The 15116-nt window shown below is 69.9% G+C and carries 17 protein-coding genes and 1 pseudogene; 14 read left to right on the top strand and 4 right to left on the bottom strand.

Translation table 11 applies throughout. The features are described 5' to 3' along the window. Positions 1-7: 7 nt before the first annotated feature. Both bsaP and MTY59_RS23605 read left to right on the top strand, forming a co-directional pair. Positions 8-235, top strand: coding sequence for a biotin synthase auxiliary protein BsaP (gene bsaP, locus MTY59_RS23610; protein WP_064883538.1), 228 nt, complete (start codon positions 8-10; stop codon positions 233-235). Continuing rightward, positions 232-891, top strand: coding sequence for a DUF2567 domain-containing protein (locus MTY59_RS23605; RefSeq protein WP_221043298.1), 660 nt, complete (start codon positions 232-234; stop codon positions 889-891). Before bsaP ends, MTY59_RS23605 begins: the two co-directional genes overlap by 4 nt. Here MTY59_RS23605 and MTY59_RS23600 read toward each other — a convergent pair. Further along, the gene (locus MTY59_RS23600; RefSeq protein ID WP_221043297.1) at positions 886-2226 is read right to left on the bottom strand and encodes a lipase family protein; all 1341 of its coding nucleotides are present in this window, start codon (positions 2224-2226) and stop codon (positions 886-888) included. The genes MTY59_RS23605 and MTY59_RS23600 overlap by 6 nt on opposite strands. A gap of 160 nt (positions 2227-2386) precedes the next feature. Next, the gene (locus MTY59_RS23595; protein WP_221043296.1) at positions 2387-3112 is read right to left on the bottom strand and encodes an NUDIX hydrolase; all 726 of its coding nucleotides are present in this window, start codon (positions 3110-3112) and stop codon (positions 2387-2389) included. A gap of 46 nt (positions 3113-3158) precedes the next feature. Here MTY59_RS23595 and nadA point away from each other — a divergent pair, with 46 nt between their 5' ends. From nadA to nadC, 3 genes are read left to right on the top strand one after another with little or no spacing between them, the layout of a single operon-like run. Further along, positions 3159-4208 (top strand): quinolinate synthase NadA, encoded by a 1050-nt coding sequence (gene nadA / locus MTY59_RS23590; protein WP_221043295.1) that lies wholly within the window; start codon positions 3159-3161, stop codon positions 4206-4208. Next, a complete protein-coding gene (locus tag MTY59_RS23585) occupies positions 4205-5785 on the top strand; it encodes an L-aspartate oxidase (RefSeq protein ID WP_221043294.1) in 1581 nt (526 codons plus the stop codon). The genes nadA and MTY59_RS23585 overlap by 4 nt, the downstream gene beginning before the upstream one ends. Next, a complete protein-coding gene (nadC, locus tag MTY59_RS23580) occupies positions 5782-6642 on the top strand; it encodes a carboxylating nicotinate-nucleotide diphosphorylase (protein ID WP_221043293.1) in 861 nt (286 codons plus the stop codon). The genes MTY59_RS23585 and nadC overlap by 4 nt, the downstream gene beginning before the upstream one ends. A gap of 129 nt (positions 6643-6771) precedes the next feature. Here nadC and MTY59_RS23575 read toward each other — a convergent pair whose 3' ends face one another. Next, on the bottom strand, positions 6772-7185 hold the full coding sequence (locus MTY59_RS23575; protein WP_221043292.1) for a nitroreductase family deazaflavin-dependent oxidoreductase: 414 nt from the start codon (positions 7183-7185) through the stop codon (positions 6772-6774). 86 nt (positions 7186-7271) lie between these two features. On the opposite strand from MTY59_RS23575, the gene hisD reads away from it, so the two are divergent. From hisD to hisI, 8 genes are all read left to right on the top strand, one after another. Then, positions 7272-8618: a histidinol dehydrogenase gene (hisD, locus tag MTY59_RS23570; protein WP_221043291.1), complete on the top strand. Its 1347-nt coding sequence runs from the start codon at positions 7272-7274 to the stop codon at positions 8616-8618. After that, positions 8615-9757 carry a histidinol-phosphate transaminase gene (locus tag MTY59_RS23565; RefSeq protein WP_221043290.1) on the top strand — a complete coding sequence of 381 codons (1143 nt, stop codon included), beginning with the start codon at positions 8615-8617 and terminating at the stop codon, positions 9755-9757. Before hisD ends, MTY59_RS23565 begins: the two co-directional genes overlap by 4 nt. Continuing rightward, positions 9754-10374: an imidazoleglycerol-phosphate dehydratase HisB gene (gene hisB, locus MTY59_RS23560; protein WP_221043289.1), complete on the top strand. Its 621-nt coding sequence runs from the start codon at positions 9754-9756 to the stop codon at positions 10372-10374. Before MTY59_RS23565 ends, hisB begins: the two co-directional genes overlap by 4 nt. A gap of 5 nt (positions 10375-10379) precedes the next feature. Continuing rightward, positions 10380-10994 (top strand): imidazole glycerol phosphate synthase subunit HisH, encoded by a 615-nt coding sequence (gene hisH, locus MTY59_RS23555; protein WP_415822931.1) that lies wholly within the window; start codon positions 10380-10382, stop codon positions 10992-10994. Between the two features lie 82 nt (positions 10995-11076). Continuing rightward, positions 11077-11808 (top strand): bifunctional 1-(5-phosphoribosyl)-5-((5-phosphoribosylamino)methylideneamino)imidazole-4-carboxamide isomerase/phosphoribosylanthranilate isomerase PriA, encoded by a 732-nt coding sequence (gene priA, locus MTY59_RS23550; protein WP_221043288.1) that lies wholly within the window; start codon positions 11077-11079, stop codon positions 11806-11808. Positions 11809-11814: 6 nt separating this feature from the next. Next, the gene (locus MTY59_RS23545; RefSeq protein WP_221043287.1) at positions 11815-12615 is read left to right on the top strand and encodes an inositol monophosphatase family protein; all 801 of its coding nucleotides are present in this window, start codon (positions 11815-11817) and stop codon (positions 12613-12615) included. Position 12616: 1 nt separating this feature from the next. After that, positions 12617-13405 carry an imidazole glycerol phosphate synthase subunit HisF gene (hisF, locus tag MTY59_RS23540; protein WP_221043286.1) on the top strand — a complete coding sequence of 263 codons (789 nt, stop codon included), beginning with the start codon at positions 12617-12619 and terminating at the stop codon, positions 13403-13405. Further along, entirely contained in the window at positions 13402-13749 is a 348-nt protein-coding gene (gene hisI, locus MTY59_RS23535) for a phosphoribosyl-AMP cyclohydrolase (RefSeq protein ID WP_221043285.1), read from the top strand. The genes hisF and hisI overlap by 4 nt, the downstream gene beginning before the upstream one ends. Positions 13750-13754: 5 nt before the next feature. On the opposite strand, the pseudogene MTY59_RS23530 reads toward hisI, so the two are convergent. Next, positions 13755-13907, bottom strand: a pseudogene (locus MTY59_RS23530) (serine/threonine-protein kinase); the annotation flags it as partial. A 117-nt stretch (positions 13908-14024) separates the two neighbouring features. Here MTY59_RS23530 and MTY59_RS23525 point away from each other — a divergent pair. Beyond that, positions 14025-15116, top strand: coding sequence for a calcium:cation antiporter (locus MTY59_RS23525; RefSeq protein ID WP_221043284.1), 1092 nt, complete (start codon positions 14025-14027; stop codon positions 15114-15116).

The raw sequence follows: 15116 nt of genomic DNA, 5'->3' as shown, positions 1-15116 counted from the left end.
GAGACTTGTGGTTGGCGATTTGGGCGCTGCGGTCAGCGCCGGCGTCTACAACGTCTACACCGGGGAATTAGGGGGCACCTCAGTGCCGACAGCGGCTCAGTTGGGTCTTGAGCCTCCGCGATTCTGCGCGGCGTGCGGTCGCCGGATGGTGGTGCAGGTTCGCCCCGACGGCTGGCGCGCGCGCTGCTCGCGGCACGGTGAGGTCGATTCCGGCGATCTGGAGACGCAGCGGTGACCGAGCCGGCCAAGTCCGATGCGCCTCTCGTCACCGTTTCCCGGCGAGCCCGGGTGCGCGCACTCCTGGTCGTGGCCCTCGGGTCGGCGATCACCGGCCTGGTGATCGGCGGAGTGTGGGCGTGGATCGCCCCGCCGATTCGGGCCGTGGTGGCCCTCACCCGTTCGGGCGAGCGGGTCCACGACTATCTGGGCAACGAGTCCGAGCACTTCTTCGTCGCGCCGGCCCTGATGCTGGGGCTGCTGACCGTGCTGGCGGTGGTCGCCTCGGTCGGCGTGTGGCAGTGGCGCGAGCACCGCGGGCCGGCAATGGTCATCGCGCTGTCGGCCGGCATGGTGGCGGCGGCCGCGCTGGCCTCGGCGGTGGGGGCCGGGCTGGTTCGGCTGGCCTACGGCGCCCTGAACTTCGATGCGGTCCCGCTGACGAAGAGCCCGTCGGTCGCGTACGTCACGCAGGCGCCGCCGGTGTTCTTCTCGACCGGACCGCTGCAGATCGCGGTGACCCTGTTGTGGCCGGCCGGCATCGCGGCCCTGGTCTACGCCGTGCGGGCGGCCGCGGATGCCCGCGACGACCTGGGTGCGCTGCCGCCGGAGCCTAGGCCTTCCGAAGCGCTGCCGGTGGCAGGCGGAGGCGCCGCGGAAGCGCCCGTGTCATAGCGGACGGCGGCCGAGCTTGCGGCCCGTGACGACCTTGGCCGCGATCTTGAGCAGCCGGGCCATGCCGACGTAGGTCATCGGGTTGAACATCGTCGGCCACGTCGTGCGGACCAGGTGCTCGGTCAGCGGGCGGCCTTCGAAACGATCCGTCAGCCAGCGCAGCGCCATCGGCGCCGACAGCGGGTGCAGCATCATGTGCTCGTTGAAGGCGTCGCGGTGGTAGGTGACGTGCGCGCCGCCGGCCGAATACGCGTCGGCGAGCAGGTCGATGTCATGGACGTCGATCAGGTAGTCGTGGACGGCCTGCACGATCAGCACCGGCGGTGTCGGGACGGCGGCGCCCAGCTTGATGTGGTCGAAGACGTAGGTGACCTCGGGGGTGGCCAGGATCTGCTCGAGCGGCTGGTCGAGGTAGTCGCCCATGTTCTTGCCGGCCATCCGCACCACCGCTTCGACCGTCGTCATCTTCTCCAGCGAGTCGAGCAGGGCGCGTCCCTCCTCGTTGGTGTGCTCGCGGATCACCCGGTCCAGATCGGGATAGATGTGCGCGAGCGCGGCCACCACCAGCGCGGGAAGCCCCGACAGGAAGCTGCCGTTGAGCCGCCGGAAGGTGTTGCCCAGGTCACCGACGGGTGAGCCCAGCACCGCGCCGACGATGTTCAGCTCGGGCGCGTATTCGGCGCACATCTCGGCGGCCCAGGCGCTGGCCAGTCCGCCACCGGAGTACCCCCACAGCCCGACGGGGGCGGTGGACGACAGGTTGAGGCGCTCCGAGTTGCGCGCCGCCCGGATGCCGTCCAGGACGCGGTAGCCGGGCTCATACGGCGCGCCCCACAGGCCGCGCAGGCCTTCGTGGTCGGGCACGGAGACGGCCCACCCCTCGGCTACGGCGGCGGCAATCAGGAAGAGCTCGAACTGGCCGATGGAGCCCAGCGCCTTCGCGCGGCGCCGCAGCGCGTAAGAGGGGAAGCAACGTGACGAGACGGCGTCGATCGCGCACTGGTAGGACAGCAGCGGGCAGGACTGGCCCGGAGCGAGTTCGGCGGGGACGATCACCGTCGTGGCGGTGGCCTCCGGCTCGCCGTTCATGTCCATCGTCCGGTACAGCAGCTGGACGGCCTTGATGGGCTGCGGGATCAGGCCGAGGAACGCCAGCGCGACATCGCGCGAGCGCAGCACGGTCCCGGGCTCGGCGTGCTGAAAGCCCAGCGGCGGCTGGTAGAACGGGTCGTCCGAGGGCAGCAGCGGACGCACCTTGTGCTGCAGTTCCTCGTGCGGCGGCCGGGCGATCCATTCCGCGCCCTGCGTGCCTGCGAGGTTGCCGAGCTCAGCCATTGAGGCTCCCTTCGTGGCCACCCGGCATTCTCGCGCACGAACGGCGGGTAACCAAAACGTAATCGCCGTAGTGTGAGCGACTTCTTGCCACTCCGGCCAGCTCATAGCGCTGCCGGAGTGGAATACCCCCGCGCCGCCCGAATGAAGCTTTTCGGCCAGCCTAGCCTGGCAGCCCCGGCGGCCTGAGCGCGGCGAACTCGTCGGTGACCCGCAGCGCCGCGTCGGTGAACCGGTACAGCGCGGCCGGACGTCCGCCGCTGCGCCCGGATTGTGCGATGGTGCCGGTCGCCCGGATGACGCCACGCCGGGCCAGCACTCGCTGCAGGTTCGTCGCGTCCACCTGATAGCCCAACGCGGCGCCGTAGATGTCGCGCAGCGTGGAAAGCACGAATTCCCTTGGTGCCAAAGCGAAGCCGATATTGGTGTAGGACAGCTTGGCGATCAGCCGGGTGCGGGCGTTGTCCACCATCTGGCCGTGGTCGAAGGCCATCGGCGGCAGGGAGTTCACCGGATGCCAGCGGGTGTCCGGCGGCAGCTCGGGGCTGGCGGGGGAGGGCACCAGGCCCAGGAATGTGGACGCGATCACGCGGGTGTCCGGCACCCGGTGCGGGTCGGAGAACACCGCAAGCTGTTCCAGGTGGGCCAGCTCTTTGAGGTCGACCTTTTCGGCGAGCTGGCGCCGGACCGAGGTGATCATGTCCTCGTCGTTGCGCAGCTGCCCGCCGGGCAGCGACCACTTGCCCTGTTCCGGCTCCCGCGCGCGCTGCCATAACAGCACGTTCAACTGCGGTTTCGCCGTCCGGCGTCCCTTCGTAACCTGTTCGGTCACTTCGCGAACCTGGAACACGACCGCGAGCACTTCGTGAGCGGTGCTACCATGGGCCATGTTTTCGATTATAAGTCGAAAACCTGCTGGGCTGAAAGGAGCCGCCATGACGGTTATCAATCGCATGGACACGCTCACCGAAAGTATGGTCGCCGACATCACGAATTCACCCGCCGGGTACGCCGGTGTGGCCGGTGATGAGCAATGGGCCGCCGAGGTTCGCCGCCTGGCCAAGCTGCGCGGCGCCACCGTATTGGCGCACAACTATCAACTGCCCGAGATCCAGGACGTCGCCGACCACGTGGGCGACTCACTGGCGCTGTCGCGGATCGCCGCCGAGGCGGCCGAGGACACCATCGTGTTCTGCGGTGTGCACTTCATGGCCGAGACGGCCAAGATCCTGAGTCCGGACAAGACCGTGCTCATCCCGGACCATCGCGCCGGTTGCTCGCTGGCCGATTCCATCACCGCCGACGAGCTGCGGGCCTGGAAGGACGAACACCCCGGTGCGGTCGTCGTCTCCTACGTCAACACGACGGCGGCGGTCAAGGCGCTCACCGACATCTGCTGCACCTCGTCCAACGCGGTCGAGGTCGTCGAATCCATCGACCCCGACCGTGAGGTGCTGTTCTGCCCGGATCAGTTCCTCGGCGCCCACGTCCGCCGGATGACGGGTCGCGAGAACCTGCACGTGTGGGCGGGCGAATGCCACGTGCACGCCGGGATCAACGGCGACGAGCTCAACGACCAGGCCCGCGCCAACCCCGATGCGGAGCTCTTCGTGCACCCCGAATGTGGTTGCGCCACTTCGGCCCTGTATCTCGCGGGTGAGGGTGCCTTCCCGCCGGACCGGGTGAAGATCCTGTCCACCGGCGGCATGCTGGAGGCCGCCAACCAGACTCACGCACGCAAGGTGCTGGTCGCCACCGAGGTCGGCATGCTGTACCAATTGCGCCGGGCCGCACCGCAAGTCGACTTCCGCGCGGTCAACGACCGCGCTTCCTGCAAGTTCATGAAGATGATCACCCCGGCCGCGCTGCTGCGCTGCCTCGTCGAGGGGGCCGACGAGGTCGATGTCGATCCCGACGTCGCCGCCGCCGGCCGGCGCAGCGTGCAGCGAATGATCGAGATCGGCCAGCCGGGCGGTGGCGAGTGACCGCCCGTCCCCAGTGGACGCACAGCGCCGACGTCGTCGTAATCGGTACCGGTGTCGCGGGATTAGCCGCCGCGCTGGCCGCCCACCGCGCCGGTCGCAGTGTCGTCGTGCTAAGCAAGGCCGACCAGGCCCGCGGGGCGACCGCGACGCATTACGCGCAGGGCGGCATCGCGGTGGTGCTGCCCGACAATGACGATTCGGTGGAGGCCCACGTCGCCGACACGGTGGTCGCGGGCGCGGGTCTGTGCGACCCCGCGGCGGTCTACTCGATTGTCGCCGACGGCTACGCGGCCGTCGCCGAATTGGTCGGCGACGGAGCACGTTTCGACGAAGCCGCGCCGGGCAAATGGGCGCTGACGCGCGAGGGTGGACACTCGCGGCGTCGCATCGTGCATGCCGGCGGCGACGCCACCGGCGCGGAGGTGCAGCGGGCCCTCGACCACGCCGCGCGCACGCTGGACATCCGCACCGGCCATGTGGCGCTGCGGGTTCTGCACGACGGTGCGGCCGTGACCGGCGTCCTGGTCGGCACCGCCGACGGGTACGGAATCATCAGTGCGCCGTCGGTGATCCTGGCCTCCGGGGGCCTCGGGCACCTGTACGGCGCGACCACCAACCCCGAGGGCTCCACCGGCGACGGCATCGCGCTGGGCTTGTGGGCCGGTGTCCCGGTCAGCGATCTCGAGTTCATCCAGTTCCACCCCACGATGCTCTTCGCCCCCGATGCCGCCAGCGGACGGCGTCCGCTGGTCACCGAGGCCATCCGCGGTGAGGGTGCGAAACTGATTGACCGACAAGGTGATTCGGTGACGGCGGGTGTTCACCCGATGGGGGACCTGGCCCCCCGCGACGTCGTCGCCGCGGCCATCGACGCCCGGCTGAAGGCCACCGGTGATGCCTGCGTCTTCCTCGACGCGCGCCATATCGGCGACTTCGCCGACCGGTTCCCGACGGTGACGGCCGGCTGCCGGGCTGCCGGCATCGATCCCGTCCGGCAGCCCATTCCGGTTGTGCCCGGGGCGCACTACAGCTGCGGCGGCATCGTCACCGACGTCTACGGCCAAACCGAACTGCCCGGGTTGTTCGCCGCCGGCGAGGTGGCGCGCACCGGACTGCACGGTGCCAACCGGCTGGCGTCCAACAGCCTGCTGGAAGGTCTGGTGGTCGGCGGGCGGGCCGGCAAATCGGCGGCCGCGCATGCCGCCACGATCGGGCGGGTGCGCGCGGTCGCGCCCGGGCCGCTCGTCCACACCGCCCCCGAGCGCGCCGAGCTGCAGCGCGCGATGAGCCGCGACGCGTCGGTGGTGCGCGATGCCGCCGGACTGACCCGACTGTCCACCGTGCTGTCGCAGGCGCAGCTCCGTGCCGTGTCCGGGCGCCGCGACTTCGAGGATGTGGCGCTGGCCGTCGCCGCCCGCGCGATCACGGCCGCGGCCCTGGCCCGCACCGAGAGCCGGGGCTGCCACCATCGCGAGGAGTACCCGCAGACCGCGTCCGAGCTGGGCCGCAGCAACGTGCTGCGGCTGGCCGACGACCAGAACGCGGTGCTGGTGGAGGCGTTGGCGGCGGTCGTATGACCACCATGTCCGACTGTGAACTGACCGCCGCGCGCGAAACCATCAAGCGGGGCCTGGTCGAGGACCTGCGCTACGGGCCCGACATCACCACCCTGGCCACGGTGCCCGCCGAAGCGGTCGCGACCGCCTCGATGGTGCCCCGCCAGCCCGGCGTGATCGCCGGCATCGACATCGCGCTGCTGGTGCTCGACGAGGTGCTCGGCGCCCGCGGCTACCAAGTGGTCGACCGCGTCGAGGACGGGGCCCGCCTGGAGCCGGGCCAGCCGGTCCTGACGCTGCGCGCCGAGACCCGCGGCCTGCTGACCGCCGAGCGGACCATGCTGAACCTGATCTGCCACCTGTCCGGGATCGCCACCACGACGGCGCACTGGGTGGACGCCGTGCACGGCACCAAGGCCCGGGTGCGCGATACCCGCAAAACCCTGCCCGGCCTTCGCGTCCTGCAGAAATACGCCATCCGGGTCGGTGGCGGCGTGAACCACCGCCTGGGGCTCGGCGACGCGACCCTGATCAAGGACAACCACGTGGTGGCCGCGGGATCGGTGGTCGACGCGCTGCGGGCCGTGCGCGATGCGGCACCGGATCTGCCGTGCGAGGTGGAAGTGGATTCACTCGAGCAGTTGGACGAGGTGCTGCCCGAGAAGCCCGAGCTCATCCTGCTGGACAACTTCCCGGTCTGGCAGACCCAGATGGCCGTGCAGCGCCGGGACGCGCGGGCACCCGCAGTGCTGCTGGAGTCCTCGGGCGGGCTCAGCCTGGAGAACGCGGCCGCCTACGCCTCGACCGGGGTGGACTACCTGGCCGTCGGCGCGCTGACCCATTCGGTGCGGGTGCTCGACATCGGCCTCGACATGTAGGTGGGACTGCGTCCGCGGTGCGCCGCGTCCAGTGTGCATCCTGGGCGGGCTTCACCGGCGTGTCGCCGCCCTGGGCGCACACTCAACGCCGCCAGTGCACACTCGACGCCGGCCGTAGCGCCGCCGGCCTCAGGCGATGTCGCCGACGAAAACACCGATCCGGCGCAGCTGCATGCGCGCCAGCCCCGGCAGGCCGTCCCCGTTCGAGCCGGCGGGCAGAATTCGCGGGTTGATCAGGTGCACCGACCGGTTGCGGCTGAGCTCCACGTCCGCCTCACCGGCGGCCAGCACGTTTTTCACCCAGTTCGTCTTGCCGTGGCCCAGCGCGATCGCCAGGGTGTTGCCCTTGCGATAGGTGGTCACGATGGTCTCGTAGGGCTTGCCGGAGGTGCGGCCCCGGTGCTTGATCGTCGCGGTTCCGGGCAGGTATCGCACGATCGGCTTCAGCGCCGGGTTGAAGTATTTGATCTGGAAGCGCTCAAACCAGGGCGGGAAGACCATCGGGATGCCCGGGGCGTTGTTGGGGTGATCCTTCGCGGACATGGCGGCTCCCTGGGTCGGCAACGCGGGGTATGGCCTCAATACCGGCACTGTACCGGTCGGATATTGACTTGAGTTCCTCTGGGACAATGGACACCGTGAGCACCACCCAACCGTCGCCGATGGCCCGTATCGACCTGCGGGGCACGGAGTTGACGGCTGCCCGATTGCGGGGGGCGCTGCCCCGCGGCGGCGCCGACGTGGAGGCGGTGCTGCCCAAGGTCCGGCCGATCGTGCAGGCCGTCGCCGAGCGCGGCGCCGAAGCCGCGTGCGAGTTCGGGGCCACGTTCGACGGGGTCCGGCCCCCGGCCGTCCGGGTGCCGGACGCCGCGCTCGAAAACGCCCTGGCCGAACTGGACGCCAGGGTGGCCGACGCGCTGCAAGTGATGATCGAACGCACCCGCGCCGTGCATGCCGACCAGCGTCGCACCGACGTCACGACCACCCTTGGCCCGGGCGCCACCGTCACCGAGCGGTGGGTCCCGGTTGACCGGGTGGGTCTGTACGTGCCCGGCGGCAACGCCGTCTACCCCTCCAGTGTGGTGATGAACGTGGTGCCGGCCCAGGCCGCCGGCGTCGCCTCGCTGGTGGTGGCCAGCCCCCCGCAGGCTCAATTCGACGGCCTGCCGCACCCGACGATCCTGGCCGCGGCGCGGCTGCTGGGCGTCGACGAGGTGTGGGCCGTGGGCGGCGCGCAGGCGGTGGCGCTGCTGGCCTACGGCGGCACCGACCTCGACGGCGCCGAGCTGGCGCCCGTCGACATGATCACCGGGCCCGGCAACATCTACGTCACCGCCGCCAAGCGGCTGTGCCGGTCGCACGTCGGGATCGACGCCGAGGCCGGCCCGACCGAGATCGCGATCCTGGCCGACCACACCGCCGACCCGGCGCACGTCGCCGCCGACCTGATCAGTCAGGCCGAGCATGACGAGATGGCCGGCAGCGTGCTGGTCACCCCCAGCGCGGACCTGGCCGCCGCCACCGACGCGGAGCTCGCCGCCCAGCTACAGACGACCGTGCACCGCGAACGGGTGACGGCCGCACTCGGTGGACGCCAATCGGCCATCATCCTGGTCGACGACCTGGACGCCGGCGTCGAAGTGGTCAACGCCTACGCCGCCGAACACCTGGAGATCCAGACCGTCGACGCGGCCGCCGTGGCCGGCCGAATCCGTTCGGCCGGAGCCATTTTCGTCGGCCCGTACGCGCCGGTAAGCCTCGGTGACTACTGCGCCGGATCCAATCACGTGCTGCCCACCGCGGGCAGCGCCCGGCATTCCAGCGGCCTGTCGGTGCAGACCTTCCTGCGCGGCATCCACGTCGTCGACTACACCGAGGCGGCCCTCAAAGACGTGTCCGGACATGTGATCACGCTTGCCGAGGCCGAAGACCTGCCATCGCACGGCGAAGCGGTACGGCGGAGGTTCGAGCGATGAGCGGACGATCGGAGCCCACGCTCGACGACCTGCCGCTGCGCGACGACCTGCGCGGCAAATCGCCTTACGGCGCACCGCAATTGGACGTCCCGGTACGGCTGAACACCAACGAGAACCCGCACCCGCCGAGCAAGGCGCTGGTGGATGACGTGGTTCGGTCGGTGGGCCAGGCCGCCGCCGACCTGCACCGCTACCCCGACCGCGACGCGGTGGCCCTGCGGGCCGACCTGGCCGCCTACCTGAGCGCCCAGACCGGCGTCGCGCTCGGAGTCGAAAACCTCTGGGCGGCAAATGGTTCCAATGAGATCCTGCAGCAGCTGCTGCAGGCCTTTGGGGGGCCGGGGCGCACCGCCATCGGGTTCGTCCCGTCGTATTCGATGCACCCGATCATCTCCGATGGCACCCGCACCGAATGGCTACAGGCCGCCCGCGCCGACGACTTCGGCCTGGACGTCGACGCCGCCGTCGCCGCCATCGCCGACCGCGGGCCCGACGTGGTGTTCGTCGCAAGCCCGAATAACCCGTCCGGGCAGAGTGTTCCGCTGCCGGACTTGCGGCGGCTGCTCGACGTGGTGCCCGGCATCCTGATCGTCGACGAGGCCTACGGCGAGTTCTCTTCGCAGCCCAGTGCCGTCGAGCTGGTGGGGGAGTACCCGACCAAGCTGATCGTCTCGCGCACCATGAGCAAGGCGTTCGCGTTCGCCGGCGGCCGGCTGGGCTACCTGATCGCCACCCCGGCGGTGATCGACGCGATGCTGCTGGTGCGGCTGCCGTACCACCTGTCGGTGCTCACCCAGGCCGCCGCCCGCGCCGCGCTGCGGCACGCCGATGACACCCTGGGGAGTGTGGCGACACTGATCGCCGAACGCGAGCGTGTCTCAACCGCCTTGGCCGGCATGGGTTTTCGGGTGATTCCAAGCGACGCGAACTTCGTGCTGTTCGGTGAATTCGCCGATGCGCCGGCCACCTGGCAACGTTATCTGGACGCCGGCGTGCTGATCCGCGACGTCGGCATCCCCGGCTACCTGCGCGCCACCACCGGACTGGCCGAGGAGAACGACGCCTTCCTGCGCGCCAGCGCCCAGATCGCCGCCACCGAACTGATACCGGTTACCCCCAGCCCCGTAGGAGCACCGTGACAGCGACCGCCACCCGTCGTGCGCGCATCGAGCGCCGTACGAAGGAATCCGACATCGTCATCGAACTCGACCTGGACGGCACCGGCCAGGTCGACATCGACACCGGTGTGCCGTTCTACGACCACATGCTCACGGCCCTGGGCAGTCATGCCAGTTTCGACCTCACCGTGCGCACCAAGGGCGACGTCGAAATCGAGGGACACCACACCATCGAGGACACCGCCATCGCACTGGGCCAGGCGCTCGGCCAGGCCCTGGGTGACAAACGGGGCATCCGGCGGTTCGGCGACGCGTTCATCCCGATGGACGAAACGCTGGCCCACGCGGCGGTCGACGTGTCCGGCCGGCCCTATTGCGTGCACAGCGGAGAACCGGATCACCTGCAGCACACCACCATTGCGGGCAACTCGGTGCCGTATCACACGGTGATCAACCGGCACGTGTTCGAATCGCTGGCGATGAACGCGCGCATCGCGTTGCATGTGCGCGTCCTGTACGGGCGCGACCCGCACCACATCACCGAGGCGCAGTACAAGGCGGTTGCCCGTGCGCTGCGTCAGGCGGTCGAGCCCGACCCCCGGGTGTCGGACGTGCCGTCCACCAAAGGGGTGCTGTGACGGCACTGAAGAAAGTTGTTGTCCTTGACTACGGCTCGGGCAACCTCCGGTCGGCTCAGCGTGCCCTCGAGCGGGTAGGCGCGTCGGTCGAGGTGACCCGCGACGCCGACGCCGCGGCCGCCGCCGACGGACTGGTGGTGCCCGGCGTCGGCGCGTACGAGGCATGCATGACGGGGTTGCGCAACATCGGCGGCGAGCGCATCATCGCCGAGCGGATCGCCGCCGGGCGCCCGGTGCTGGGCGTCTGCGTCGGCATGCAGATCCTGTTCGCCCGCGGCGTCGAATTCAGTGTGGAGACGCAGGGCTGCGGCCAGTGGCCGGGCTACGTCACGCGACTGCAGGCGCCGGTCATCCCGCACATGGGCTGGAACGTCGTCGAATCCGGGCCCGGCACTGTCCTGTTCAAGGGACTCGATGCCGACACCAGGTTCTACTTCGTGCACTCCTACGCCGCGCAACAGTGGGAGGGTTCGCCCGAGGCGGTGCTGACGTGGGCCACCCACGAGGGGCCGTTTCTGGCCGCGGTCGAGGACGGGCCGCTGTCAGCCACCCAATTTCACCCGGAGAAGAGCGGGGATGCGGGCGCGGCGGTGTTGAGCAATTGGGTCCAGGGATTGTGAAGGGCCTCGCGAAAGCGCTTTCTACCAAGCAACAGCCGACGATGCGCGTAACGCGTTGCAATCTCGGCACACAGGAGGGAATGTGTTGATCTTGTTGCCCGCGGTCGACGTGGTCGACGGCCGTGCCGTGCGTCTGGTGCAGGGCAAGGCGGGCAGTGAAACCGAATACGGCTCGGCGCTGGACGCCGCGCTGACCTGGCAGCGCGATGGTGCCGAATGGATCCATCTGGTCGACCTGGACGCGGCGTTCGGGCGCGGCTCGAACCGCGAACTGCTGGCCGAAGTGGTCGGCAAGCTCGACGTGCAGGTGGAGCTGTCCGGCGGGATCCGCGACGACGATTCGCTGGCCGCCGCCCTGGCCACCGGCTGCGCCCGGGTGAACCTGGGCACGGCGGCCCTCGAGGACCCGCAGTGGTGCGCTCGTGCGATCAGCGAACACGGCGACAAGGTCGCGGTGGGCCTGGACGTCCAGATCGTCGACGGCGCGCACCGGCTGCGCGGGCGGGGCTGGGAAACCGACGGCGGCGATTTGTGGGAGGTGCTGGAACGCCTTGACGGGCAAGGGTGTTCGCGGTTCGTGGTCACCGATGTGACCAAGGATGGGACGCTGGGCGGCCCGAATCTGGACCTGCTGGCATCCGTGGCCGACCGCACCGATGCCCCGGTGATCGCCTCGGGCGGCGTGTCCAGCCTCGATGACCTGCGCGCGATCGCCACCCTCACCGGCCGCGGGATCGAGGGCGCCATCGTGGGCAAGGCCCTCTACGCGGGCCGATTCACTTTGCCTCAGGCGCTGGCCGCGGTGGCGGGGTAGCGCCGCATGGACGTGCACACGTTGGTGGCGCAGGCGTCGGCGATTCTCGACGACGCGGTCGAACCGTTCCTTGCCGGTCACCGCGCCGACTCCGCGGTCCGCAAGAAGGGCAACGACTTTGCCACCGACGTGGACCTCGCGATCGAGCGGGAGGTGGTCGCCGCACTCGTCGAGGCCACCGGGATCGGGGTGCACGGCGAGGAATTCGGCGGTTCGGCCGTCGACTCGCCCTGGGTGTGGGTGCTGGATCCCGTCGACGGCACCTTCAACTACGCGGCCGGATCGCCGATGGCCGGGATCCTGCTCGGCCTGCTGCACCACGGTGACCCGGTGGCCGGACTGACCTGGTTGCCGTTCATCGACCAGCGCTACACCGCGGTGGCGGGCGGCCCGTTGCGCAAGAACGGGGTGCCGCAGCCGCCGCTGGCCGCCATCGATTTGGCCGACGCCCTGGTCGGCGCCGGGTCGTTCAGTGCCGACGCCCGCGGCCGGTTCCCGGGGCGCTACCGAATGGCGGTGCTGGAGAACCTCAGCCGGGTCTCCTCGCGACTGCGCATGCACGGCTCCACCGGGCTTGACCTGGCGTTCGTCGCCGACGGAATACTCGGTGCGGCAATAAGTTTCGGTGGCCACGTGTGGGACCACGCCGCCGGGGTCGCACTGGTGAGGGCCGCCGGCGGCGTCGTCACCGACCTGGCCGGTGAGCCGTGGACTCCGGATTCGGATTCCGCACTGGCGGCCGGTCCCGGCGCGCACGCCGAAATCCTCGAAATCCTGCGTGCCACCGGCCGACCGGAGGACTACTGAGATGGCCCCGAATCCGCACCGCCTCGCGGTGCGAGTGATCCCGTGCCTGGACGTCGACGGCGGGCGGGTGGTCAAAGGGGTCAACTTCGAAAACCTCCGGGACGCGGGCGATCCCGTGGAACTCGCCGCCGCCTATGACGCCGAAGGCGCCGACGAGCTGACCTTTCTCGACGTGACCGCGTCGTCGTCCGGGCGGACCACCATGCTCGACGTGGTGCGCCGCACGGCCGAGCAGGTCTTCATTCCGCTGACCGTCGGCGGCGGGGTGCGCACCGTGGCCGACGTCGACGTGTTGCTGCGTGCGGGCGCCGATAAGGTGTCCATCAACACCGCCGCGATCGCCCGCCCCGAACTGCTGGCCGAGATGGCGCGCCAGTTCGGATCCCAGTGCATCGTGCTGTCCGTCGATGCCCGCACGGTGCCGCCGGGCGCGGTGCCGACGCCGTCGGGCTGGGAGGTCACCACGCATGGCGGGCGCCAGGGCACCGGGCTGGACGCGGTCGAGTGGGCTTCGCGCGGAGCCGATCTCGGGGTGGGGGAGATCCTGCTGAACTCGATGGACGCCGACGGAACCAAGGCCGGGTTCGACTTGGAGATGCTTCAGGCGGTGCGGTCGGCGGTCACGGTGCCCGTCATCGCCAGCGGCGGCGCCGGGGCGGCCGAACACTTCGCGCCCGCGATCGCGGCCGGCGCCGATGCGGTGTTGGCGGCCAGCGTGTTTCACTTCCGGGAGCTGACCATCGGTCAGGTGAAGGCCGCCATGGCCGCAGAAGGGATCACCGTGCGATGACGCTCGACCCGCAGATCGCCGCGCGGCTCAAGCGCAACGCCGACGGCCTGTTCACCGCCGTCGTGCAGGAGCGCGGCAGCGGTGACGTGCTGATGGTCGCCTGGATGGACGACGCGGCGCTGGCCCGGACCCTGGAAACCCGTGAGGCGACGTACTATTCGCGCTCCCGCGGCGAGCAGTGGATCAAGGGGGCGACGTCCGGTCACACCCAATACGTCCACTCGGTGCGCCTGGACTGCGACGGCGACGCCGTGCTGCTGACGGTCGACCAGGTCGGCGGCGCCTGCCACACGGGCGATCACAGCTGCTTCGACGCCGATGTGCTGCTGGCACCGGAGCGCTGACCGCCTAGCACCTTGAGCGCGTCGCGGCGGGGCAGCCGCGGGTGCTGGGCCAGATAGACCTGACCCATGCCCCCGGCGCCCAGCCGCCGGATGATGGTGTAGCCGGCAAACTCCTGGCCTTCGGTCAGGCCTTCGCTACCGCCACCGCTGTCGGGCATGTGAGCATGTTACTGACGCCGTCGCTGCCGCAACCGGTTATCGCCGACCGGGTCGGGCGGTGTCCGCGGTCACTTTCTGCAGGCGCGGGGGGACGACTTCGGCAAGAATGGCGGTCAATGTCGAAATGGTTGTCCTGGAACGCCGTTGTGCCGGTGCTTTCCGTCGTCGTGCTGGCAGGGATCTGGGGCGAGAAACTGGGACCACTACTTGTCGGAGTGGCTGCGCTGTTTCTCATCGGCGCCGTGATCGCCGCGGTGCATCACGCGGAGGTGGTCGCACACCGAGTCGGTGAGCCCTTCGGGTCGTTGGTGCTCGCGGCCGCGGTGACGGTCATCGAGGTCGCCCTGATCGTCGAGCTGATGGCGTCCGGCGGCAACGAGGCCGCGACCCTGGCCAGGGACACCGCGTTCGCCGCGCTGATGATCACCACCAACGGGATAGCCGGTTTGTCGCTGCTGCTCGGATCCCGGCGCTACGGCGTGACGCTGTTCAACGCCGAGGGCGCCGGAGCCGCCCTGGCCTCGGTCACCACGGTGGCCACGTTGAGCCTGGTTTTGCCCGCGTTCACCACCGGGCATCCGGGCAAGGAGTTCACCCCCGGCCAGCTTGCCTTCGCCGCGATCGCCACGCTCTTGGTGTATCTGCTGTTCGTGTTCACCCAGACCATGCGGCACCGCGATTTCTTTCTGCCGATCGCGCAGAAGGGCCAAAAGCGCGTTTTCGAGGACGAGAGTCACGCGGATCCACCCACCAGGCGGCAGGCCTTGAGCAGCCTGCTGCTGCTGCTCTGCGCCCTGGTGGCGGTGGTCGGGCTGGCCGAGGAGGAATCCCCGGCCGTCGAACACGCGGTAGTGGTGGCGGGCTTGCCGCAGTCATTCGTGGGTGTGATCATCGCGGCGCTGGTGCTGCTGCCCGAGACGCTCGCGGCGGCGCGGTCGGCGCGAAAGGGCCGCATCCAGATCAGCCTGAACCTGGCGTACGGCTCGGCGATGGCCAGCATCGGGCTCACCATCCCGACGATCGCGCTGGCGTCGACATGGCTCAAGGGGCCGCTGGTGCTCGGCCTCGGTGCCATCCAGCTGGTGTTGCTCGCCCTGACGGTTGTGATCAGCATGCTGACGGTGGTGCCCGGGCGGGCGACCCGCCTGCAGGGCGAGGTGCACCTGGTGCTGTTGGCCGCCTACGTGTTCCTGGCGATCAACCCCTGA

Origin of the sequence: Mycobacterium senriense, assembly GCF_019668465.1 — a bacterium.
GTDB classification, from domain to species: domain Bacteria; phylum Actinomycetota; class Actinomycetes; order Mycobacteriales; family Mycobacteriaceae; genus Mycobacterium; species Mycobacterium senriense.
This window is presented reverse-complemented; position numbering and strand designations above follow the sequence as displayed.